The organism is Streptomyces sp. NPDC032198 (assembly GCF_040636975.1).
In the GTDB taxonomy this organism is placed as follows: Bacteria; Actinomycetota; Actinomycetes; order Streptomycetales; family Streptomycetaceae; genus Streptomyces.
Genome location: NZ_JBEZVL010000008.1, coordinates 1 through 21,271, shown reverse-complemented (window position 1 = coordinate 21,271; position 21,271 = coordinate 1). Strand labels below are relative to the sequence as shown.

The 21,271-nt window shown below is 70.9% G+C and carries 23 protein-coding genes; 14 read left to right on the top strand and 9 right to left on the bottom strand.

Features of this window, described 5'->3' with window-relative positions:
* Nucleotides 1-32: 32 nt before the first annotated feature.
* The 3 genes from AB0E78_RS21665 to AB0E78_RS21655 form a co-directional block, all read right to left on the bottom strand.
* Nucleotides 33-1,742: an Imm49 family immunity protein gene (locus AB0E78_RS21665; protein WP_361834757.1), complete on the bottom strand. Its 1,710-nt coding sequence runs from the start codon at nt 1,740-1,742 to the stop codon at nt 33-35.
* Nucleotides 1,743-1,824: 82 nt separating this feature from the next.
* On the bottom strand, nt 1,825-2,103 hold the full coding sequence (locus tag AB0E78_RS21660) for a hypothetical protein (RefSeq protein ID WP_361834755.1): 279 nt from the start codon (nt 2,101-2,103) through the stop codon (nt 1,825-1,827).
* 48 nt (nt 2,104-2,151) lie between these two features.
* Complete coding sequence (locus AB0E78_RS21655) at nt 2,152-3,078, bottom strand: LysR family transcriptional regulator (protein ID WP_361835849.1); 927 nt, start codon at nt 3,076-3,078, stop codon at nt 2,152-2,154.
* Nucleotides 3,079-3,168: 90 nt separating this feature from the next.
* Here AB0E78_RS21655 and AB0E78_RS21650 point away from each other — a divergent pair, with 90 nt between their 5' ends.
* Nucleotides 3,169-4,497, top strand: a complete 1,329-nt coding sequence (locus AB0E78_RS21650; protein ID WP_361834753.1) for an aspartate aminotransferase family protein — start codon at nt 3,169-3,171, stop codon at nt 4,495-4,497.
* Between the two features lie 27 nt (nt 4,498-4,524).
* On the opposite strand, the gene def is transcribed toward AB0E78_RS21650, so the two are convergent.
* A complete protein-coding gene (gene def / locus AB0E78_RS21645) occupies nt 4,525-5,124 on the bottom strand; it encodes a peptide deformylase (protein ID WP_361834751.1) in 600 nt (199 codons plus the stop codon).
* A gap of 62 nt (nt 5,125-5,186) precedes the next feature.
* On the opposite strand from def, the gene AB0E78_RS21640 reads away from it, so the two are divergent.
* Nucleotides 5,187-5,798 (top strand): winged helix-turn-helix domain-containing protein, encoded by a 612-nt coding sequence (locus tag AB0E78_RS21640; protein WP_361834749.1) that lies wholly within the window; start codon nt 5,187-5,189, stop codon nt 5,796-5,798.
* Nucleotides 5,799-5,837: 39 nt separating this feature from the next.
* Here AB0E78_RS21640 and AB0E78_RS21635 read toward each other — a convergent pair whose 3' ends face one another.
* From AB0E78_RS21635 to AB0E78_RS21625, 3 genes are read right to left on the bottom strand one after another with little or no spacing between them, the layout of a single operon-like run.
* Nucleotides 5,838-6,440: a MepB family protein gene (locus AB0E78_RS21635; protein ID WP_361834746.1), complete on the bottom strand. Its 603-nt coding sequence runs from the start codon at nt 6,438-6,440 to the stop codon at nt 5,838-5,840.
* Nucleotides 6,441-6,466: 26 nt separating this feature from the next.
* Nucleotides 6,467-7,321 (bottom strand): NADP-dependent oxidoreductase, encoded by an 855-nt coding sequence (locus tag AB0E78_RS21630; RefSeq protein ID WP_361835847.1) that lies wholly within the window; start codon nt 7,319-7,321, stop codon nt 6,467-6,469.
* A 30-nt stretch (nt 7,322-7,351) separates the two neighbouring features.
* Entirely contained in the window at nt 7,352-8,026 is a 675-nt protein-coding gene (locus tag AB0E78_RS21625; protein WP_361834744.1) for an HAD family hydrolase, read from the bottom strand.
* 207 nt (nt 8,027-8,233) lie between these two features.
* On the opposite strand from AB0E78_RS21625, the gene AB0E78_RS21620 reads away from it, so the two are divergent.
* The 10 genes from AB0E78_RS21620 to AB0E78_RS21575 all read left to right on the top strand — a co-directional run bounded on the left by AB0E78_RS21620 (nt 8,234) and on the right by AB0E78_RS21575 (nt 17,278).
* A complete protein-coding gene (locus AB0E78_RS21620; RefSeq protein WP_361834741.1) occupies nt 8,234-8,725 on the top strand; it encodes a DUF2243 domain-containing protein in 492 nt (163 codons plus the stop codon).
* Nucleotides 8,722-9,609, top strand: coding sequence for a cytochrome c oxidase assembly protein (locus tag AB0E78_RS21615; RefSeq protein WP_361834738.1), 888 nt, complete (start codon nt 8,722-8,724; stop codon nt 9,607-9,609). Before AB0E78_RS21620 ends, AB0E78_RS21615 begins: the two co-directional genes overlap by 4 nt.
* Nucleotides 9,557-10,207, top strand: a complete 651-nt coding sequence (locus tag AB0E78_RS21610; RefSeq protein ID WP_361834735.1) for a hydrolase — start codon at nt 9,557-9,559, stop codon at nt 10,205-10,207. Before AB0E78_RS21615 ends, AB0E78_RS21610 begins: the two co-directional genes overlap by 53 nt.
* Before the next feature lie 173 nt (nt 10,208-10,380).
* Nucleotides 10,381-11,304 carry an L-threonate dehydrogenase gene (ltnD, locus tag AB0E78_RS21605; RefSeq protein ID WP_361834732.1) on the top strand — a complete coding sequence of 308 codons (924 nt, stop codon included), beginning with the start codon at nt 10,381-10,383 and terminating at the stop codon, nt 11,302-11,304.
* 1 nt (nt 11,305) lies between these two features.
* Nucleotides 11,306-12,586, top strand: a complete 1,281-nt coding sequence (otnK, locus tag AB0E78_RS21600; protein WP_361834730.1) for a 3-oxo-tetronate kinase — start codon at nt 11,306-11,308, stop codon at nt 12,584-12,586.
* Entirely contained in the window at nt 12,583-13,257 is a 675-nt protein-coding gene (locus AB0E78_RS21595) for an aldolase (protein ID WP_361834727.1), read from the top strand. The genes otnK and AB0E78_RS21595 overlap by 4 nt, the downstream gene beginning before the upstream one ends.
* Before the next feature lie 67 nt (nt 13,258-13,324).
* Nucleotides 13,325-14,629: an MFS transporter gene (locus AB0E78_RS21590; RefSeq protein ID WP_361834724.1), complete on the top strand. Its 1,305-nt coding sequence runs from the start codon at nt 13,325-13,327 to the stop codon at nt 14,627-14,629.
* A gap of 41 nt (nt 14,630-14,670) precedes the next feature.
* On the top strand, nt 14,671-15,474 hold the full coding sequence (otnI, locus tag AB0E78_RS21585) for a 2-oxo-tetronate isomerase (protein WP_361834721.1): 804 nt from the start codon (nt 14,671-14,673) through the stop codon (nt 15,472-15,474).
* Nucleotides 15,471-16,523 (top strand): D-erythronate dehydrogenase, encoded by a 1,053-nt coding sequence (denD, locus tag AB0E78_RS21580; protein WP_361834718.1) that lies wholly within the window; start codon nt 15,471-15,473, stop codon nt 16,521-16,523. Before otnI ends, denD begins: the two co-directional genes overlap by 4 nt.
* A gap of 5 nt (nt 16,524-16,528) precedes the next feature.
* Entirely contained in the window at nt 16,529-17,278 is a 750-nt protein-coding gene (locus AB0E78_RS21575; protein WP_361834716.1) for a FadR/GntR family transcriptional regulator, read from the top strand.
* 9 nt (nt 17,279-17,287) lie between these two features.
* Here AB0E78_RS21575 and glgX read toward each other — a convergent pair whose 3' ends face one another.
* Both glgX and AB0E78_RS21565 read right to left on the bottom strand, forming a co-directional pair.
* Nucleotides 17,288-19,375, bottom strand: a complete 2,088-nt coding sequence (gene glgX / locus AB0E78_RS21570; protein ID WP_361834714.1) for a glycogen debranching protein GlgX — start codon at nt 19,373-19,375, stop codon at nt 17,288-17,290.
* Between the two features lie 89 nt (nt 19,376-19,464).
* Nucleotides 19,465-19,983, bottom strand: coding sequence for a pep a2 (locus AB0E78_RS21565; RefSeq protein ID WP_361834712.1), 519 nt, complete (start codon nt 19,981-19,983; stop codon nt 19,465-19,467).
* 292 nt (nt 19,984-20,275) lie between these two features.
* Here AB0E78_RS21565 and AB0E78_RS21560 point away from each other — a divergent pair, with 292 nt between their 5' ends.
* Both AB0E78_RS21560 and AB0E78_RS21555 read left to right on the top strand, forming a co-directional pair.
* Nucleotides 20,276-20,527 (top strand): DUF5133 domain-containing protein, encoded by a 252-nt coding sequence (locus AB0E78_RS21560; RefSeq protein ID WP_361834709.1) that lies wholly within the window; start codon nt 20,276-20,278, stop codon nt 20,525-20,527.
* 73 nt (nt 20,528-20,600) lie between these two features.
* Nucleotides 20,601-21,271 (top strand): maltotransferase domain-containing protein (locus AB0E78_RS21555; RefSeq protein WP_361834706.1); only part of this gene is annotated, 671 nt, incomplete at its 3' end.

Genomic DNA, 21,271 nt, shown 5'->3' with positions numbered 1-21,271 from the left:
ACGCGGTTTCACGAGGGTTTCAGCGTGGGGCCTCAGGCCGGCATCTCCTCGATCCGCTCGCGGTTGAGCAGGTACGTGGGCAGGTACGGCTGCGGCAGGGCGACGGGGAAGCCGTAGTCGTACGCCAGGCTCGCCATCGCCAGTGTCCCCAGCGCCACCCGGGCACGCGGCGCCGCCGATTCCCCCCAGTAGGTGCCGTGGTGCGCGACGGCTTCGGTCAGCGCCTCGGCGAACGCGTCGTGGTCGCGGGTGAGCAGGCGGTGGAAGAGGGCGACGGGCTGGTAGTCGACCAGGTCCGCGAAGTCCTTGGGAGTGTGGGTCAAGGACTGGGGCTGCGACGTCTCCATGGTGGCGAGGAGCTTTGCCACGACGTCGTCCATCGGGCGCTCTGCCCAGTAGGTCTGCAGCGTGTCTATCCAGTGCAGTACGTACGCGTCGACGGAGTCGTCCTGCCGCAGCACGTCGAGTGGTACCTGGCACAGCCGGTCGGCCCTGGCCTGCTGACGGCACGCGACCGCGACGTAGAAGGCGTCGAGCCAGGCGCGGGCGTCCGCGGGAGGCGCGGCGGGAGTCGCCGGCAGCTGCCTCACGATGTCCTCGCCCAGATGGCACTCCTGGGCCTGCGCACCGGTGAAGAGCGCCGAGCCGAGCTGTACGGCGGCGGCCCAGGCATCCCAGGTCTCGATGTTCCCCGCCTGGGGGTCGGCCGTGCAGCGGGCGTGGGCGAGCGTGAGTGCCGAGGCGAAGGCATCGCCCAGTCCGGCCGGGTTGGCGGCGAGACCGCCTATCGCCTCGGCCGTGTCGTGGGTGAGGGCGGCCACGTCGGGTGCCTTGGCGACGGCTGCGGTGTCAAGGCGCCCGGCACCATCGAGGCGGACCAGGCCCTTCATGCGGTCGAGCAGTTCCGGCGGCGGCTGCAGGGAGAAGGAGCGGGTGTCGTGGTCGATGACCGTGAGCGACGTCAGGCTTCCCCGGTGCCACCAGTAGACCCGGGGGGACAGCCCGCCCGGCCCGTCCTCGTGGGCGCCGAGGGCATACGAAGCAAGGCCGTTGACGGCGTCGACAACGGACCCGTCGGCGATCGGGTGGTACGCCAGAAGGTTCCGATTGGGCACGACGACAAGGGCTCCGGCGTCCGGGAGTGACTCTCCGGTGACCTGCCGGGCCGCTTCGGACAGGAACAGCGCCTTGCTCGCGACGAACGGCGAATCGCCGTACAGGGAGTGCAGCAACGCCCCTCCCCCGATGTGCACTTCGTCGTGCTCGACCGGAACACTCATCAAGTTCGCGTACGCCGCCTGCCCCAACTCCTCGATCCCGGCGCGCTCCACGTCGGAGTCGGTGAGCATCCGCACGCTCGTGGGCATGTCGAGGGCGTAAGCAAATACAAGTCCCTCGGCCACCACGCGTGCGTAACGCATGGCACCGGCTATCTCGGGCGTGAGCGAATCCGTGGGCAGCAGCCGCGCGTGCACACCGCGAAGAAGCTCCGCGGCGCTCTCGCCGCCCTGACTGCCCTCCGCCAGAGCGGCGAAATGCGCCTCGACCAGCTCGGGCCAACGCTCCTCCGGTGCCTGTCGGCACTTCTGCGCCAGGTTGTACAGGGAGTAGGTGCGCCCTTCCTGCGCGTACGGGGCGGCGAGTGCCCGCAGGCGGGTGGCCTGAGCAGTGGTCAGCATCGGCAGATCACGGTCGGGAGCGAAGGCAGCGTCAGGCGTGCCAAAGGTGTTGTTTTCGTTCACCGTTGCGACTCTACGATCTGTGCGTGGGCGGTCTGGCCTCGGGTATACGAACCCCTCGCCATGGAGTCATGAGGGCGCGGAGTCACGGCGTATCACCGGACCAGTCCCAGCGGCACCGCCGGTCGCCGGGGCGTGGGTCGTACATCGCCCGCCCGCCCGCGCCGAACTGCCCGAGCTCCGTGGGCAGGGCGACTCCGCTCGCTCTCTCGGTCCTGGTCCAGCCGGTGATGTCGAGCAACAGCCCGTCCAGCGGGCCACCGACCAGCTGCCCGTAATCCCTCCCCGGCCGCGGGCCCCGCCGGGGATCGTCATGGTCCTGGCCGTACACCCGGCCGCGCAGCAACTCCTCATCCCTGTCCATACGTCCCACACTCCCAGCCACCACTGACAATCGGGCTCCTGCCCGATCTCACCGGGGCGGTCCCCCGTCCCCACCCGGCAGCGGTAGAGGCAGTTCCGGATGGTGGCGCAGTGCCTCCAGCACGGCGCGCACCGCCGCGCGAGGCGGTGAGCCGTGGCGGATCGCTGCCGTGATGGTGCGCGTCATGGGGGTGGCGAGTTCCCTGGTCGTGACGTCGTAGCGGCGGTCGACCGCCAGGCCGGGCAGCAGCGCGATCGACAGTCCCGCCTCGACGTGCTGCAAGGTCATCATGTAGTTGCTGAACCGGCACACGACGCGCGGCTCGAAGCCCGACTGACGGCACAGGCGCAGCGCGAGATTGGCCATGTACGACTGCGGGATGTCGAACGCCCACGCCTCGTCCGCGTACGCCGCGAGGTCCACGGCACCGCGGCCGGCCGCCAGATGCCCGGGCGGGACCACCAACAGGATCGGGTCCATGGCCAGCGGCACGATGTCCAGGTCAGGGCCCAGCGGAAGCTCGTCGAAGTCCGTGGTCGTGACGATGATGTCCGCGTCGCCGCCCCGCAGCGCGGGCATGCTCGCGTGCGGCTCCAGCTCGAGCAGCTCGACGTCGAGGTGCGGATGCTCGCGCGCCAGCCGGCTCACCGCCGGCACGGCCATGGTGTGGATCGCGCTCTGGAACGCGCCGAGCCGCACAAGGCCTGCCGGTTCCTCGCCGAAGCCGCGCAGCTCCGCCTCCACGCTGTTCATGTGGTCGAGGATCGCCCGCGCCCGGCGCGCGAGGATCAGCCCGGCCGGGGTCAGCCGCACCCGGCGCCCCGTCCTTTCCAGCAGCTGTGTACGCGTCTCGGTCTCGAGCACGCCGAGCTGCTGGGACACGCTCGACGGGCTCAGGTTGGCGGCCTGGGCGACCGCTCTGACGGTGCCCAGCGTGTCGAGCTGGCTCAGCAGCCGCAGCCTCCAGGGATTCATCACCACCCCATTGTTGTGCGGTTCTACCGAACAGGAAAGCCGGAATCGTGAGATGGACGTGTCGCTCGGCTGCCGCCTACCGTCGGCTGCATGACCGCTTCAACCACCGCCCTGGCGTCCACCGAAACCTTCTGGGCCGATACCGAGAGGCATCTCGTGCGCTACGGCGCCGAGTTCACCCACGAGATCATCGAACGTGCCGCCGGAAGCTTCGTGTTCACCGCGGACGGCCGGAAGATCCTCGACTTCACCTCCGGCCAGATGAGCGCGGTCCTCGGCCACTCGCACCCGGAGATCGTCGCCACCGTCCAGCGGCAGGTCGCGAGCCTCGACCACCTCTTCAGCGGCATGCTCAGCCGCCCGGTGGTCGACCTCGCCCGGCGCCTCGCCGACACGCTGCCCGCCCCGCTGGAGAAGGCGCTGCTCCTGACGACCGGCGCCGAGTCCAACGAGGCCGCCATCCGGATGGCCAAGCTCGTCACCGGCAAGCACGAGATCGTCTCGTTCGCGCGGTCCTGGCACGGCATGACACAGGCCGCCGCGTCCGCCACGTACAGCGCGGGACGCAAGGGCTACGGCCCGGGCGCGCCCGGCAACTTCGCCATCCCCGTGCCGAACGCGTACCGGCCCGACTTCACCACGGACGACGGCTCCTTGGACTGGCGGCGCCAGCTGGACTTCGCCTTCGACCTGATCGACGCCCAGTCGACCGGCAGCCTGGCCGCGTGCCTCGTCGAACCGATCCTCAGCTCCGGCGGCATCATCGAGCCGCCGCCCGGGTACTTCGCGGCCCTGCGGGCCAAGTGCCGGGAACGCGGGATGCTGCTGATCCTCGACGAGGCCCAGACCGGCCTGTGCCGCACCGGCACCTGGTACGCGTTCGAGCGTGACGGCGTCGTGCCCGACATCCTCACGCTGTCCAAGACGCTGGGTGCGGGGCTGCCCCTGGCGGCCGTGGTGACCAGCGCCGAGATCGAGCAGGAGGCGTACGAGCGCGGGTTCCTGTTCTTCACCACACATGTCGCCGACCCGCTGGTCGCCGCGGTCGGCAACACCGTCCTCGATGTCCTGATCGCCGACAAGCTCGACGAGCGCGCGCAGTCTCTTGGGGCGTTCCTCCACCAAGGCCTCACCGACATCGCCGCGCGGCACCCGGTCGTGGGCGACATCCGCGGCCGGGGCCTGCTGGCCGGGGTCGAACTCGTCGTCGACCGCGAGACCAAGCAGCACTCGAGCGAACTGGGCGCGCTGGTCACCCGGCGCTGTCTCGAACTGGGCCTGCACATGAACATCGTCCAGCTCGCCAACATGGGCGGGGTCCTGCGGATGGCGCCACCGCTGACCGCCACCGAGGAGGAGCTGTCCCTCGGCTTGTCGATGCTGGACCAGGCGATCGGCGACGCCGGCGCCTCCCTCTGACCCGCTCCCCCACCGCGGCCCCAGGCCTCAGCGCCCCAAGTTCTGGGCCTTGGCGGCACGTTGGGCGAAGACGTCCTCACGGCGGTCTTCCATCTGCCGCAAGGCGTCCTTCCGGTCCCGCTTGGAGAGCCGGGAGAGATAGGTGTGGCCTTCGAGGTGATCGGCCTCGTGCTGCAGGCACCGTGCGAAGTAACCCGTGCCCTCGATGACGAGAGGGTTGCCGTCCTTGTCCCGGCCGCGCACGACGGCACGGTCGGTGCGAGGAACCGCCATGGTGGCACCCGGCACGGACAGGCAGCCCTCGGGTGCGTCGACGAGCCGGCGGCTGCCCGGTCCGGACAGCTCCAGGACGGGGTTGATGATGTGGCCGACATGCCGGATTCCGTCGTCGTCCGGGCAGTCGTAGACGAACAGCCGCAGGTCTACGTCCACTTGGTTGGCGGCGAGCCCGGCACCGTCGGCCACGTGCATCGTCAGGAACATGTCGTCGATGAGCGCCGACAGTTCCGCGGTCCCGAACTCGGTCACCTCCTGGCACCGACGGCCCAGGATCTCCTCGCCCACCACCGTGACCCTGCGCACCGAGCCCCGCTCCGCCTCCGGCGGCAGGTCGTGACGAACAGACATCGCTGTCTCCCCCTTTGATTCCACGCTTGCCAAGACCTTTGCAAAGTAGCAGACTTTGCAAAGTGACTGAAGATGACCTCAACCCTTCCCCCGACAGGGCTGACCAGACGTGGGCCACCCACGGCGACGCCCTGCGCGAGCACGAGGTCCGTACGGCCCTGATGGCCCTGCTGGCCGAGGTCGGCACCGTGACAGCGACCGAGGCCGCCGCCCGGCTGGGCCACAGCTCGGGACTCTGCTCGTTCCACCTCCGGCAGCTCGCGCGTCACGGACTCATCGAGGAAGCCCCTCACCACGGCGGCCGCGCACGCCCCTGGCGCCTGAGGCAGGACGATGCCACCGCCGGCGAACCCGCGGTGGAGGAGTTCGGGGACTTGGCGCGAGGACTGGAGGACGAGAGCTGGCAGCGCTGGCTCGGCCAGCGCGATCAGGCTCCGGACGAATGGCGCCGTGACGAAGCCTTCAGTGCCATCGCCTATCTGACACCCGAGGAGATGAGCCGGGTCTCGGACGCCGTGCGACGCGCACTCGCCCCCTACCAGGACCGCGAGCAGCGCCCTCTGGCCCGGCCCGACGGCGCCCGCCCAGTGGCACTCATCGCCCGGCTGTTCCCCTTGCTGCCGCAGCCCGACTCCGGTGCGGACGGGGGAGACACTCCGCCTTCAGCTACCTAGTTGGCACCTTGGAGATAACGCCGTCCCGCCCTCCGCACGTCATGAGGGGTCCGCGGCCGCCTGATGGTTCTGTACGTCAGCCCCGCCCTGCGGGCCGTAGAGCCCCCAGGCGCGGGCGAGGTCGACAGGTCCGTCCTGGGGCAGACGCAGGAAGAAGTCCACCTGCCAGGCCTGCGCCCTGGCGGCCTGGCGGTTCGTGGTGATCACCCAGGGCGGGTAGACGCGGAACGCACGCTTCCCGGCGGAGCCGCCCCCGGATACGACTCCCTGCTCACGCAGGGCGTCCATGGGAAAGACGAACTGGCCGAAGCGGTCGTGGTCGCGGGTGCTGATGACGAAGAGGTCGATGGGGTCCGTGGTGTCGAAGGGCTGGATGGGGCCGGCCTGGGACCTCTTCCACACGGTGACGAACTGGCCGGCCTTGGTGGGGGTCGTCCTGGCCGCACGGAACCGGATGGAGCGTCCCTCAAGGGTGAACTCGTGGGCGGCGTATTCGGCGCTCTCGGCTTCGGGCACCGGTTGCGAGCAGGCGAACCCGCAGGGGTCGTACACGAGCGCCTTGGCCGCGGTGAGATCTCCGTGAGCGGAGGCCGTGTCGAGCCACGGTGCGGGAGCGGACGCGTGCGCGCGGGTCGGTGCCATGCGTGCAACCTGTCATGACGGCCACGCTATTCGATCACCAGTACGAGCTTTCCGCGCACCTGGCCGTCCTCACCGGCGCGATGCGCCTCCGCGATGGCGGCGAGCGGGAAGGTCTTGGCGACCGGGAGCGAGAAGCGGCCGGACTCGATCAGCCCGCCGATCTCGGCGAGCGCGTGGACCGCGCGGCCGGCGTCCCCGCGGCTGAAGGTCACCCCGTGCTCCCGCGCACCGGCGAAGTCGGCGAGCGTCACGACGTGCTCCGGTGCGCCCGCGAGGTCGATGAGCTCGGGCAGCACGCCGCTCCCTGCGACGTCCAGAGCGAGGTCGACGCCGTCGGGCGTCAGCGTGCGAACCCGCTCGACGAGGCCCTCTCCGTAGGTCACGGGCTCGGCCTGCAAGGAGCGCAGGTACGCGTGGTTCGCCGGACTTGCCGTGCCGATCACGCGGGCGCCGCGCGCCACGGCGAGCTGGACCGCGGCACTGCCGACGCTCCCCGAGGCGCCGCTGACGAGCAGCGTGCTGCCGCTCCCGACGCCGAGTCGGTCGAGCGCGCGCGTGGCCGTCTCGACGGCGGCCGGCAGCGCGGCCGCGCCGGGAAAGTCGAGCGACGGCGGGATCGGCGCGTAGAAGGACAGCACCGCCAGCTCGGCCTGGGTCGCCCCGTCGGCACAGAGGCCGAACACGCGATCGCCGACGGCCACGTCCGTGACGCCTGCACCGAGCTCGTCGACGACGCCCGCCGCCTCGTGGCCCATGGTCTGCGGGAGCTCCTGATCCATCAGACCCTGGCGCTTGTTCCAGTCACTCGGGTTGATGCCGGCCGCGCGCACCGCGATCCGGACTTCGCCGGGGCCCGGGCGCGGGGCGGGCAGATCCACGATCTCGAGGACCTCCGGACAGCCTCCGACGGGTCAGCCCCGGCTCTCCCGACCGGCGAACGCGCTGCTCCCGAGCGAGGACAGGAGGTGGGCGGTGTCGTCGTACACCTCTGCCGCTCCGGCCCCGGAGAGTTCGGCGCGGGGGATGCCGCCGCTGAGCACGGCCAGGGGCGTGACGCCCGCACGCCGCGCCGCCTTCATGTCCCAGACCGAGTCGCCGACGAACACACTGTCCTGCGCCTTCGCACCGGCCAGGTCGAGCGCGTGGGTCACTGGCTCCGCGGCCGGTTTGCCCTCGTCGACGTCGTCGGCGCTGGCCGTCGCGGTGATGACGTCGTCCGCGTCGACGGCGGCGCGCAGCGCGTCGAGTTCGGCGCCGCCCGCGGAGGTCGCGAGCACGATGGTCCACCCCTCCCCCGCGAGAGAACGCAGCAGTTGTCCCGCGTCCTCGAACGCTTCGAGCCGGTCGAAGTGGGTGCCGTAGAGCGTCTTGTGCGCCGCGCTGATGGCGTCGTCCTGGTCCGGATCGCGGTCGTCGCCGAGGACGTGTTCGATCAGGTCGGTGCCGCCCAGACCGATCGCGTGGTGCACGGCGCGCATCGGCACCCGGTGACCGGCCTGCCGGAACGCCTCCCACCAGGCCGTGACATGCAGGTAGTTGGTGTCGACGAGCGTTCCGTCGACGTCGAACAGGGCGGCACGCGTCACGAGGACTCCATTCGCGATCTTTCGTGGGCTTTCACCGTAATAGCTGTATCTGCGACCCGCATGACCGAGCCGTACCGACGGCACGCCTCCGCGCCCCGGCGCACTCTGGCCCAAATGTGGCGGTCAGCCATTCCGCTTCGCGGGTACTCGACTCCTCGTTCCCGCTCGACCTGCCCCTATGCCCGCCCCGGCGCCGAGGAGACCCGGATGACGTTCCATCCTCGTGAGCACCAACGTACGCAGCACCATGAGCGGCAACGCGAGCGCCATGGACCGGTGAAGCGGCGCTCCCTCCTCTCCGGGGCGCTGGTCGGCGTCGGTATCGCGGCGTTCGTCGACGAGATGGTGTTCCACCAACTGCTGCACTGGCACCACTTCTACGACAAGGCGTCCAGCGAGGCCGGTCTCGTCTCCGACGGGATCTTCCATGCCTTCGGCTGGCTGGCGATGGTGGCGGGCCTCTTCCTGTACGCGGATCTGTGGCGCCGCGGCGCCCGGCACCTCACCGCCTGGTGGTCCGGCCTGTGTCTGGGGCTCGGCGGCTTCCAGCTCTACGACGGCACGTTCCAGCACAAGGCGCTGGAGCTGCACCAGATCCGCTACGGCGTGGAGCTGGCACCGTACGACTGGACGTGGAACGTGATCGCCGTGCTGTTCCTGGCGACCGGCGCGCTGCTCCTGCTCCGGGCCCGCCGGTGACGGCTGTCGTACTGGCCGTGGCCATGAGCTGTCTCGGCTATGTGGCGGCGGCCCGGCAACTGCGTCGGCGCGGCGACCGCTGGCCGCACCGGCGTGACGCGGCGGTCTGTACGGGCGGCGCGGTACTGATCACCTCGCTGGCCGCTCCGTGGGCCACGTGGCCGCCGTTCACCGGGCACATGACCACCCATCTGGGCATCGGGATGATCGCGCCCCCGCTGTTCGTGCTCGGCCGTCCCGTGACGCTGGCGCTGCGCGCCCTGCCGGTGGGGCCGCGGCGGCTGTTTCTCTCCTGCGTACGTTCCCGGCCCGCAGCCCTGCTCGTGTGGCCGCCGGTGGCCGCGCTCGTGCACATCGCCGGACTCTGGGCGGTGTACCGCACGCCGCTCATGGCCGCCGCGCACCACCGTCCGTGGCTGCACACACTGGTCAGCGCGCATCTCGTGGCGTCCGGCCTGCTGTTCACCTTCGCCGTCCTGGCCCTGGATCCGCTGCGTCACCGCGCCGGATTCACGCCGCGCGGCGGAGCCATGCTGGCGGCGTCGGCCGCGCACGGAATCCTCGCCAAGTCGCTCTACGCCACGGGCCCGCCCGGCACTTCCTTCGCTGCGGCCGATCTGCGTATGGCGTCGTACGTCATGTACTACGGCGGGGATGTGGTCGGCATCGCGCTGGCCGTGCTGCTGGGACACCAGTGGTACGCGGCCGAGGGCCGGGCCCTGGTCCGGGCCCGGCGTGCGCCCCGGGCGCACACCTGTCCCGTACCGCTCCCGCGTAGCGACAGTCTCGCGGGGTACCCGGCGAACTTCGTCCCCGGAATCCGGAGGTCCCATGTTGTGCGAGACAGTCACCGTGCCCAACGGCGAGGGGGCACTCATCGGTGAACTGACCGTGCCGGACACGGTGTTCGGCGTCACGGTGCTCGCCCACGGCAGCGGTAGTTCCCTGCACAGCCCCCGCAGCCGGGCCCTGGCCGGCACGCTTCACGATGCCGCTGTCGGAACGCTGCTCATCGACCTGCTCACGCCCGACGAAGCGGCCCGGGGCAGGCCGATCGGCCGACGGCACAGCGAGGTCGATCTGCTGACCCGCCGACTGATCGCCTCCGTCGACTGGCTCTCCGCCCGCGTCTCCGATCTGCCGGTCGGCCTGTTCTGCGCGAGCACGGGAGCGGCGGCCGCGCTCGGTGCCGCTGCCGCCAGGCCCGGCCTGGTGGACACGGTGGTCTGCCCCGACGGCCGCCCCGACCTGGCCGGGGACGAGGTCCTCGGCCATCTGCACGCCCCGGTCCTGCTTCTCGTCGGAGGGCGCGACACCGAAATACTGCGACTCAACCGGGAAGCGGCCAACCGGATGCGTGTCCTGAGCCGACTGCGCGTGATCCCCGACGCCACGCATCTCTTCGAGGAGCCCGGAGCGTTGGACGAGGTCGCCGCCGTGGCGGCCCGGTGGTTCGCCGGCATGGGCCAGGCAGAGATCTGAGGATCTGAGCGCCCCGGTCCACGCACCCCCGAGCACCCCGAGCGCCCCCTAACTGTGACCGGCATCACAGTGCGCCACGCCACATCCTCAGGTCATCATATGACCCGATCGCCGCACGGATTCCGAGCCGTGCCGCGCTCCTGACGGCATGGCACAGCGAGACGAGGATGGGCATGAACGACCAGGACAGGCCGGCACGGCCGCGCGTAGGCGTGGTGGGGCTCGGGGCCATGGGGCTCGGCATGGCGCGCAGCCTGCGGAACGCGGGCTTCGACGTAGGTGTCCATGATCTGCGCCCCGACGTGGCTGCCGCCTTCGCCGCGGACGGCGGCACCGCCTTCGCCTCCGCCGGTGAACTCGCGGGCTCCGTCGATGTCCTGGTCGGCGTCGTGGTCAACGCGGCGCAGGTCGAGTCGGTGCTGTTCGGTGACGGCGGCGCGGCCGAGCGGCTGCACCCGGGTTCCGTCTACGTCATGTGCTCCACGGCCGACCCCGCCTGGTCCGCCGAGCTGGAGCGGCGGCTGGCCGAGCGCGGCGTGCTCTACCTGGACGCGCCCATCTCCGGTGGCGCCGCACGGGCGGCGAAGGGCGAGCTCACCATGATGACCTCGGGCGCCCCGACCGCGTACGCGATCGCCGATCCGGTGCTCGATGCCATGAGCAGCACGGTCTACCGGCTGGGCGACGAGGCCGGGATCGGCTCCAAGGTCAAGGTCGTCAATCAGCTGCTCGCGGGGGTGCACATCGCCGCGGCGGCCGAGGCGATGGCGCTGGGCATCAAGGCGGGCGTACCCGCCGATGCGCTCTATGAAGTGATCACGCACAGCGCGGGCAACTCGTGGATGTTCGAGAACCGCATGGCGCACGTGCTCGCCGGGGACTACACGCCGCTGTCCGCGGTCGACATCTTCGTCAAGGACCTGGGTCTTGTGCTCGACGCGGCCCGGCCGGAGAAGTTCCCCCTACCGCTGGCGGCCACCGCCCATCAGATGTTCCTGCAGGCGTCGGCCTCCGGTCTGGGCGGCGAGGACGACAGCGCGGTGATCAAGATCTTCCCGGGGATCGAGCTGCCCGCACCCGCACAGGAAAAGGCCTGAGATGGCCATCCGACTCGGCTGCATCGCCGACGACTTCACCGGCGCCACGGACCTGGCCAACAACCTGGTGCGCGCGGGCATGCGCGTCGTCCAGCTGATCGACGTACCGCCCGCCGGCGCCGAGGGGCCGGCCGACGCCGACGCCGTCGTCATCGCGCTCAAGTCGCGGACCACCCCGGCGCCGGAGGCCGTCACGGCCTCGCTGCGGGCGCTGGAGTGGCTGCGCTCGGCGGGCGCCGAGCAGATCTACTTCAAGTACTGCTCGACGTTCGACTCGACGCGGGCCGGCAACATCGGCCCCGTCACCGAGGCCCTCATGGACGCCCTCGGCACCGATTTCACGGTCGCCACCCCCGCGTTCCCCGACAACGGGCGCACCGTCTTCAAAGGACATCTCTTCGTCGGCGACGTACTGCTCGGCGAGAGCGGCATGCGGCACCACCCGCTGACGCCGATGACGGATTCCAACCTGGTGTCCGTGCTCGGTGCGCAGACCGCGCGTCCGGTGGGTCTCATCGACCACACCGTGGTCGCCGCCGGCGCCGGGGCGATCCGGGAGCGCGTCGACACGCTGCGCAAGGAGGGGGTCGGCGCCGCGATCGTGGACGCCGTCTCGAACGACGATCTCCTGCGGCTCGGTGCGGCGGTCAAGGAGCTGCCGCTGGTGACCGCCGGATCCGGTCTGGCGATCGGCCTTCCCGCGAACTGGGGGTTCGAGCCGTCCCCCGCCGCTGCCCGACTGCCCTCCCCCCACGGCCATCAGGCCATCGTCTCCGGGTCGGTCTCCACCGCTACCAACGGGCAGGTCCGGGAGTTCCTGCGCGGTGGCCTGCCCGCGTTCAGCGTGGATCCGCTGCGGATCGCGGCCGGTGACGACGTGGCCGGGCAGGCCCTGGCCTTCGCCGCCGCGCATCTGGCCGAGGGGCCTGTCCTCGTCTACTCCACCGAAGCGCCCGACGCGGTCAAGGATGTGCAGGGCCGCCTCGGTGCCGCCGAGGCCGGTGAGCTCGTCGAGCGGACCCTGGCCCGCGTCGCCCAGGGGCTCGTGGAGCTGGGGGTGCGTCAGTTGGCCGTCGCCGGTGGCGAGACCTCGGGCGCCGTCGTCCAGGCTCTCGGTCTGACGGGCCTGCGCATCGGACCGCAGATCGACCCCGGTGTGCCCTGGTGCGCGGCGACCCTGCCCGGCGGGGACACGCTCCACATCACGCTGAAGTCCGGCAACTTCGGCGGCCCCGACTTCTTCACCGCGTCCTTCGCCCACCTCGACCGGGGGACGGAATGACCGAGCCGCCCCACGCTGCCGTGGACGCGGCGCGCAAGGAGATCATCCGGGTGGGCACCAGCCTGTTCGCCCGGGGCTACGTCCACGCCAGCGCCGGGAACATCAGCGCGCGGGTCGGCGACTCCCACCTGATCACGCCCACCGACGCCGCCCTGGGCTTCCTGGAGCCCGAGCGCCTCGCCCTGGTCGATCCGAACGGTGAGCAGATCGCGGGCGACCGCGCCAGCAAGACCCTCACCCTGCACCGCCGCATCTGTGCCGCCGACCCCACGGCACGGTTCGTCGTCCACACCCACTCCACGCATCTCGTCGCGCTCACCCTGGCCGGAGTGTGGAGCCAGGACGATGTGCTTCCGCCCCTCACGCCGTACTACGTCATGAAGGTCGGGCACGTCCCGCTCATCCCCTACCACCGGCCCGGCGATCCCCACGTGGCCGACCTGGTGACCGGCCATATCGCTGATCGTGCGGCGGGCCGCACGCCAATCAGGGCCGTGCTGCTCGACCGTCTGGGCCCGGTGGTCTGGGGCCCGGACGCCGCATCCGCTCTCGCCGTCCTCGAAGAACTCGAGGAAACGGCGCGCCTCTGGCTCCTGACCGACCGTCGCCCCGAGCCGCTCCCCTCCCCCGCTCTCGACGAACTGAGGTCCGTGTTCGGCGCCTCTTGGTGACCGCACACCGCACCGCACCGCGCGCCCCTCCGTCGGAGAATCCCCTGAGCCGCAGTAAGGATTCCGCATGCCCACGCCCACCGCGACGGCCGAGACCCCCGATCTCGCCCGTGAGAACGCCGTGTTCCGCAAGGTCGTTCTCCGTATCGTCCCCTTCCTGATCCTCTGTTACGTCTTCTCCTACCTGGACCGCGTCAACGTCGGCTTCGCGAAGCTGCAGATGTCCGACGACCTGGGCCTGAGCGAAGCGGCGTACGGCCTCGGCGCCGGTCTGTTCTTCATCGGCTACTTCATCTTCGAGGTGCCCTCGAACCTGATGCTCCAGCGCGTGGGCGCGCGCACCTGGATCGCCCGGATCATGATCACGTGGGGTCTGGTCTCGGGCGCGTTCTCCTTCGTCACGAACGAGACGACGTTCTACGCGCTCCGCTTCCTCCTGGGCGCGGCGGAGGCCGGCTTCTACCCGGGGGTGATCCTCTACTGCACCTACTGGTTCCCCTCCCACCGCCGGGCCCGCGTCATCGCGATGTTCATGTCGGCGATCCCCGTCGCGGGCATCTTCGGCAACCCGCTCTCCGGCTGGATCATGGACAGCTTCGACGGGGTCAGCGGGTGGCATGGCTGGCAGTGGATGTTCATGCTGGAGGCGATTCCGGCGCTCCTCATCGGTGTCGCGACGCTGTTCTACCTCGACAATGGGGTGCGCAGCGCCACGTGGCTCTCCGAAGAGGAGAAGGACATCGTCGAGGCGGCGATCGCCAAGGACACCGCGCACCAGAAGCACGGCCGCGTGTGGGACGGCTTCCGCGACCCCAAGGTGTGGCTGATGTGCCTCATCTACTTCTGCTTCGTGATGGGTCAGTACGCCCTGACCTTCTGGATGCCCACCTTCGTCAAGTCCACCGGCATCGACGACAACTTGACGATCGGGGTGCTCAGCGCCGTGCCGTTCGTGGCCGCGCTGATCGCGATGAACCTGTTCGGACGCTCCGCGGACAAGCGCCGCGAGCGCCGTTGGCACCTGGTCGTCCCCAGCCTCATGGGCGCCCTCGGCTTCTCCCTGGCCGCCGGCTGGAGCGGATCGACGGTGCTGTCCCTGATCGCCCTGTCCTTCGCGGCGGCCGGTGTGCTCACCTGCGCCCCGCTGTTCTGGTCGCTGCCCACCGCGTTCCTCGGTGGCACCGCGGCGGCGGCCGGGCTCGCCCTGATCAACTCGGTGGGCAACCTGGCCGGGTTCGTCAGCCCGTACATGATCGGCGGGCTCAAGGACGCCACCGGGTCGACCTCCATACCGATGTACGTCCTTGCCCTGAGCCTGGTGATCGGCGCGGTCGCCGTGCTGACCACCAAGAAGGATGTCGTCAACCGCTGACCTGGTCCGGTCACGGTCCCGGCCCCACCACAGGAGCAAGCATGCCGAGGTTCGCCGCGAACCTGTCCATGATGTACACCGAGCACGACTTCCCCGACCGCTTCGCCGCGGCGTCGGCGGACGGCTTCGAGGCCGTCGAGTACCTGTTCCCCTACGCGCATGAGGCCGCAGAGCTGCGCCGCCGGCTCGATGACCACGGCCTGCGCCAGGTGCTGTTCAACGCGCCGCCCGGCGACTGGGAGTCCGGGGAGCGGGGCATCGCCTCGCTCCCCGGCCGCGAGGGCGAACTCCGCTCCGGGATCGGACAGGCGCTGGAGTACGCCGCGGTGCTCGGCTGCGGCCAGGTGCACGTGATGGCCGGTCTCCTGTCGCCTCAGTGCACGCCCGATCTGCGGGCCGCGCACCGCGCCACCTACCTGGCCAACCTCGCCTGGGCCGCCGAGCGGGCCGCCGCCGTCGGCGTCGACCTGCTGATCGAACCGATCAACGGACGTGACATGCCGGGGTACTTCCTGCACCGGCAGGCCGAGGCGCACGCTGTCGTCCAGGAGGTGGGCGCCCCGAACCTCAAGGTCCAACTCGACCTGTACCACTGTCAGATCGTGGAGGGCGACCTCACCACCACACTGCGCCGCGACCTGCCCACCGGCCGCGTCGCCCATCTGCAGATCGCCGGCGTGCCCGACCGCCACGAGCCCGACCGGGGCGAACTCGACGTCCGCCACCTGTTCGACGTCCTCGACGAGCTGGGCTTCGACGGGTGGATCGGCTGCGAGTACCACCCCCGGGCCGGTACGAGCGAGGGGCTCGGCTGGCTGAAGAACTACCGAGGAGAACACGCATGAGGATCGTCATCACCGGTGGCTTCGGCTTCCTGGGACGGCAGGTCGCCGACGCCCTGCTGGAGCGGCGCACCCTGTGCGGGGCGCCCATCGACCGCCTGGTGCTCGCCGACCGGTCCGTGCCCGCCGAGGCGACGGTGGCCTCCGATCCCCTGGTGGACGTCGTCCAGGGCGACCTGAGCGAGCGCCTCGACGAGATCTTCACGCAGCCCGTGGACGTCCTGATCCACCTGGCGTCGGCCGTCTCGTCCGAGTGCGAGGCCGACTTCGACCTCGGCATGAGCGCCAACCTGGACACCACCCGCGCGCTGCTGGACGCCGCCCGCGCACAGTCGGCCGCCGACGGCCCGACGCCCCGGGTGGTGTTCTCCAGCAGCGTCGCGGTCTACGGCTCCGACCCCGCGCTGCCGCTGCCGCCCGTGGTGAGCGAGTCGACGCTGCCCACGCCGCAGTCCAGCTACGGCACGCAGAAGCGCGTCTGCGAGCAGCTGGTCGCCGAGTACACCCGGCGGGGCTTCGTCGACGGACGCGTGGCGCGCCTGATGACCGTGTCGGTGCGGCCGGGCAAGCCCAACGCCGCCGCATCCGGCTTCCTGTCCGGCATCATCCGCGAGCCGCTCGCGGGGCTGCCCGCCATCTGCCCGGTCAGCCCCGATCTGCGGGTCGCCCTGGCCTCGCCGCGGCGCACCGTCGAAGGCATCCTGTGCATCGCCGAGGCCGGGCGCGGCAGTGGCCCCGGTGAGCTGGAGGGCGGACTTCCGGTCAATCTTCCGGCGCTGACGGTCACGGTCGCCGAGATGCTGGACACGCTGCGCCGGGTGGCCGGTGACGCCGTGGCCGACCGCGTGACGCTCTCGCCCGACCCCGCCGTCGAGGCCATGGTCGGCTCCTGGCCCGCCGCCTTCGACAACGCGCGCGCCACGGCGCTCGGCCTGCGGCCCGACGCGAGCTTCGAGTCGGTCGTGCGGGCCTACGTCGAGGACCACCCCGAAGCCGTGAGGTCCGCGGACCTGCCCGCGGCCGGGGCGATCGGGGCCCGACGGATAGACTGACGAGCATGTTCTCCAAGGTGAGTGGCCCCATTCGGCTCGCGGACCGGGTCGCCGCGATCCTCTCGGAGGAGATCGAGTCCGGGCGTCTTGCCGAGGGCGACAAGCTGCCGACCGAGGTCGAGTTGGTCAAGCAGCTCGGCGTCAGCCGCACCGTGATCCGCGAGGCCGTCTCCCGGCTGCGCAACGCCGGGCTCGTCGAACCGCGCCAGGGCCGGGGCGTGTTCGTCATGCCCCGGCGCACCCGGCCGCTGGACCTGGAGGCCGAGGCCTCCGGCACCAAGTCCAAGGTGCTGCAGATCGTGGAGGTCCGCCGCGCCATGGAGGGCGAGGCGGCTTCGCTGGCGGCCGTCCGGGCCACACCGGACGACGTCGCCCGGATGCGGCAGTCGCTGGCCGCGATCGACAAGGCGGTGGCGGACGGCGGTGACGGAGTCGACGAGGACCTGGCCTTCCATCAGTCGATCGCCGAGTCGACCGGGAACGCGGTGATGGTCTCGACCGTGCGGTACCTGGGCGAGGTCATGCGCGGCGGCATCCGCGTCACGCGGGCGAACGAGGCGCGGCGCGACGACTTCATCGAGGCCGTGCGGGTGGAGCACCACGCGATCCTGGCGGCCGTCGAGTCGGGCGACGCGGAGGCGGCCCGCAGCGCCGTACGCCGTCACATGAAGCACGCCGCGTCCCGGCTGCAGGACGCCGACGAGGGCTTCTGGACGGAGACGGACGAGCTCAAGGTGGACCTGGACCAGCAATGACCCGCCCTGTCACTGGTCCGAAAGCCGGTCCGAGGGCTGCTCCGAGGGCCGGGAGAGGATGACCAGGGACCGCGGGCCCACGCTGAGAGTCGTGTCGGCCTTGTGTTCCGTCTCGTCCGGCGGGCCGCCGGTTTCGTACGTGTCGAGCAGGGTCGTCCAGCACGCTCCGTACGGGGTGTCGGGGAGCCGGAACTCCATCGGCTCCCAGTAGCAGTTGAACAGCACGAGGAAGGAATCGTCGACGACGGCCCGGCCGACGCGGTCGGGTTCCGCGATGGCATCGCCGTTGAGGAAGACGGCCACCGCGTGCGCGTCGGGCCGGTCCCAGTCCGCCGTCGTCATCTCGGCGGCGTCCGGGCGCAGCCAGACCAGGTCGGGCAGCGGCTGCCCCTGACGGGTGACGGTGTCGCCCCGGAAGAAACGGCGGCGGCGCAGGATCGGGTGTGCGGTGCGCAGCGCCACCACCCGGCGGGTGAAGTCCAGCAGTTCCTCGCGTTCCTCGTCGAGGTCCCAGTCGATCCACGTGGTCTCGTTGTCCTGGCAGTAGGCGTTGTTGTTGCCGCGCTGGGTGCGGCCCAGTTCGTCCCCGTGGCCGAGCATCGGGATGCCCTGGGACAGCATCAGCGTCGCGAGGAAGTTGCGCTGTTGCCGTGCGCGCAGGGCGCGCACCTCGGGGTTGCGGGTGGGGCCTTCCGTGCCGCAGTTCCAGGAGCGGTTGGTGCTCTCGCCGTCCCGGTTTCCCTCACCGTTGGCCTCGTTGTGCTTGACGTCGTACGAGACCAGGTCGCGCAGGGTGAATCCGTCGTGGGCGGTGATGAAGTTGACGCTGGCGCGCGGACGGCGCCGGTCGCGCTGGTAGAGGTCGGCGGATCCCGTGAGGCGTGAGGCGAACTCCGCGAGGGTCCGGTCGCCCCCGCGCCAGAAGTCCCTGACACAGTCGCGGTACTTGCCGTTCCACTCGGACCACAGCGGCGGGAAGTTGCCCACCTGGTAGCCGCCGTCGCCGAGGTCCCACGGCTCGGCGATGAGCTTGACACGGCTGATCACGGGGTCCTGCTGGATGAGGTCGAAGAAGGCCGAGAGCCGGTCCACCTCGTGGAACTGCCGGGCGAGGGTGGCGGCCAAATCGAAGCGGAATCCGTCGACGTGGCATTCGGTGACCCAGTAGCGCAGCGAATCCATGAGCAGCTGAAGGACGTTGGGGTGGCGCATCAGCAGGCTGTTGCCCGTCCCCGTGGTGTCGTAATAGCGGCTGAAGTCGTCGTCGGACAGCCGGTAGTACGACGCGTTGTCGATGCCCCGGAAGGAGAGGGTCGGGCCGTTCTCGTTGCCCTCCGCCGTGTGGTTGTAGACCACGTCGAGGATCACTTCGAGGCCGGCCGCGTGCAGGGCCTTCACCATGGACTTGAACTCGGTGACCTGCTGCCCGAGCGTCCCGTGGGCCGCATACGCGTGGTGCGGCGCGAAGAATCCGATCGTGTTGTAGCCCCAGTAGTTGGACAGGCCCTTGTCGAGCAGGAAGCCGTCCTGGACGTACTGGTGCACCGGCATCAGCTCGACCGCGGTGACCCCCAGGGAGGTCAGGTGGTCGAGGACGGCCGGTGCGGCCAGGCCCGCGTAGGTGCCGCGGAGTTCTTCGGGGACGCCCGGATGGGTGCGGCTCAGTCCGCGTACGTGCGTCTCGTAGATCACGGAGTCGGCGTAGGCGTGCGAGGGCGGGCTGTCCCCCGTCCAGTCGAACTCCGGATCGACGACGACACCGCACAGGGCGTCCGGCCCGGCGTCGTCTCGAAGGTCGTGGACGGCCCTGGCGTAGGGATCGAGGAGGAACTTCTCCGGGTCGCAGCGGTGGCCGGCGGCGGGCATCCAGGGGCCGTGCACGCGATATCCGTAGCGTTGGCCCGGGCCGATGTCCGGCAGATAGCCGTGCCACACCGAGCCGTCGGCCTCCGCCAGCGTCACGGCCCGCTCGGCGCCGTCCGCGTCGAGCAGGATGAGGTCGACCTGCTCGGCCACCTCGCTGAACAGGGCGAAGTTCGTCCCGTCACCGTCGTAGGTGGCGCCGAGCGGGAAGGGTCGGCCGGTCCACACGCGCACAAGGTCTCCCGTCGTCGTCCCCCGGTACGACCTTCGGGCATGCGGCGGGTGCGCGCCTTTCCGGCGCGCACCCGGCAGACACGGTCCGGTCAGGCGGGGCTTGCGGCCTCGAGGGGCGTCGTCCGCTCCGGGGCGCCCACGGCGACCGGCTGCGGAGCGGTGCGGGGCAGGGGCCGCGCCTCGATCGTGCTGGGCGCCGGGCCCTTGGGAACCAGGGGTTCGCGAAGCTGCCTGCGGCTGCGCAGCGAGAACCAGACGATGTGCTGGTCGGCGGCGGTGCAGCTGCCCCACCCGTCACTGAGCGCCGCGATCTCGGCCAGGGAATGGGACTCGACGTGGTGCGCGGTCGCGACGGCCGGATCGTCGTGCGAGACCGCGGTGATCAGATGGTGTCCGGTCCACCAGGTCTCGATCGCGGTCCGCCCCGCGCAGGTGTTCCGCGCCGCCGGTTCCAGCAGGAGACCGATCCCCCGCGACACGTCCGGCACATGCTGCTCCAGCCCCCAGTACCTCAGATGGGCGGCCAGGATGCGCCGGACCTGACCGACGCGCTCCGGCACCAGATCCACGTCGAGGTGGTAGTAGCGGGGCGCTGCGTGGTGCTTCATCGTTCTTGCTCCTCACCGCGGAGCTCGCGCTCGGACGCGTCGACGGAGTCGCTGTACGCACAGAGCGTGAGCAGTGATCGCTTGAGAGTCAGCACTCAGCTTCACCCCTCTACTCCATTCGTGCAACACGAGAGTGATCGGCCGAGCGCTCTGCGTTCAACAGGACGGAGCGCGTTTCACCTCGCACCATGAAGGAGTGAGCAAACCCACTGTGACGGTTCGCTCCCCCTCCGTGAACGGCCCGAGAGCCCGCCAGGGCTCACCGTCGTGGAGGTCCAGGAGGTCGAGTGCGATGCGGGCGGAGCGCGCCACAGATGACGTCGGTCGGCAACTGGAGAGGTATCGCGCGTGGCAGCGCCGCTTCCTCGCCTCCCCCGGCGACCCCGCGGTGCGCGCGGGGTTCCAGGACGCCGTGGTCGCCCTGTGCGCGGTGACGAGCCGGCGCTGCGGGCGTGAGGCGGCGGAGGCCGCGGAACACGGCCGGCTCCACGCGTCGATCCGCCCCGGGTCCACCCGCCGCGCGGCCCCGCCCGGGAGCGACTGACGCGGGAAGCGAAGCCGCAAGGAAAGAAGCCGAGACGAACAACGCGCACCGGACGACCCCGGAGGTGGACAGCATGTCGGTGGACCCCAGTCACGTCCGCATCCCCATCGAGGATGTGCGGCCCTGTGTCCACGGTGGCCTGCGCCCGGCGAAGGCCGTCGTCGGCGAGGCCGTCGAGGTCACGGCCCTCGTCTTCGTCGAAGGCTCCGGCGTGGTCGGCGCCGAGGCGGTCCTGTACGCGCCCGACGGGCGCACCACCCGGCGCGGGACCATGCGGGAACGGGCACCGGGAACGGACCGGTGGGCCGCCGAGGTGACCCCGGACGCGATCGGCCGCTGGACGTTCACCGTCGAGGCGTGGACCGATCCGATGGCCGCCTGGCAGCGCGACGCGGTGATCAAGGTGCACGCCGACGTGGACACCGGGGTCACCCTGGAGGACGGGATCCTGCTCTTCGAGCGGGCCGTCGACCAGACGCCCGATGGCGCGGCGCGCACCACCCTGCGCACGGCGCTCGGCCTGCTGCGCGACGACACCCGCACCCCGCTGGACCGTCTCGCGGCGGCCACGGCACCGGACGTACGCGCGCTCCTGTCGGCCCATCCGCTGCGTGAACGCCGCACCGAGAGCGCTCCGTTGCCGTTGCTGGTGGAGCGGGAGCGGGCGTTGTTCGGGTCGTGGTACGAGTTCTTCCCGCGTTCGGAGGGTGCCGTCGTCCGGGAGGGCGAGCCCCCGCGCTCGGG

Bases quoted from the DNA above. Each gene is read 5' to 3' on its own strand.
- AB0E78_RS21565 (WP_361834712.1), bottom strand. From the start codon at position 19,983: ATGAAGCACCACGCAGCGCCCCGCTACTACCACCTCGACGTGGATCTG.
- AB0E78_RS21650 (WP_361834753.1), top strand. From the start codon at position 3,169: ATGACCGCTTCAACCACCGCCCTGGCGTCCACCGAAACCTTCTGGGCC.
- AB0E78_RS21595 (WP_361834727.1), top strand. From the start codon at position 12,583: ATGACCGAGCCGCCCCACGCTGCCGTGGACGCGGCGCGCAAGGAGATC.
- AB0E78_RS21635 (WP_361834746.1), bottom strand. From the start codon at position 6,440: ATGGCACCGACCCGCGCGCACGCGTCCGCTCCCGCACCGTGGCTCGAC.
- def (WP_361834751.1), bottom strand. From the start codon at position 5,124: ATGTCTGTTCGTCACGACCTGCCGCCGGAGGCGGAGCGGGGCTCGGTG.
- AB0E78_RS21660 (WP_361834755.1), bottom strand. From the start codon at position 2,103: ATGGACAGGGATGAGGAGTTGCTGCGCGGCCGGGTGTACGGCCAGGAC.
- AB0E78_RS21610 (WP_361834735.1), top strand. From the start codon at position 9,557: ATGTTGTGCGAGACAGTCACCGTGCCCAACGGCGAGGGGGCACTCATC.
- ltnD (WP_361834732.1), top strand. From the start codon at position 10,381: ATGAACGACCAGGACAGGCCGGCACGGCCGCGCGTAGGCGTGGTGGGG.
- AB0E78_RS21655 (WP_361835849.1), bottom strand. From the start codon at position 3,078: ATGAATCCCTGGAGGCTGCGGCTGCTGAGCCAGCTCGACACGCTGGGC.
- otnK (WP_361834730.1), top strand. From the start codon at position 11,306: ATGGCCATCCGACTCGGCTGCATCGCCGACGACTTCACCGGCGCCACG.
- AB0E78_RS21620 (WP_361834741.1), top strand. From the start codon at position 8,234: ATGACGTTCCATCCTCGTGAGCACCAACGTACGCAGCACCATGAGCGG.
- AB0E78_RS21590 (WP_361834724.1), top strand. From the start codon at position 13,325: ATGCCCACGCCCACCGCGACGGCCGAGACCCCCGATCTCGCCCGTGAG.
- denD (WP_361834718.1), top strand. From the start codon at position 15,471: ATGAGGATCGTCATCACCGGTGGCTTCGGCTTCCTGGGACGGCAGGTC.
- AB0E78_RS21575 (WP_361834716.1), top strand. From the start codon at position 16,529: ATGTTCTCCAAGGTGAGTGGCCCCATTCGGCTCGCGGACCGGGTCGCC.
- AB0E78_RS21560 (WP_361834709.1), top strand. From the start codon at position 20,276: ATGCGGGCGGAGCGCGCCACAGATGACGTCGGTCGGCAACTGGAGAGG.
- otnI (WP_361834721.1), top strand. From the start codon at position 14,671: ATGCCGAGGTTCGCCGCGAACCTGTCCATGATGTACACCGAGCACGAC.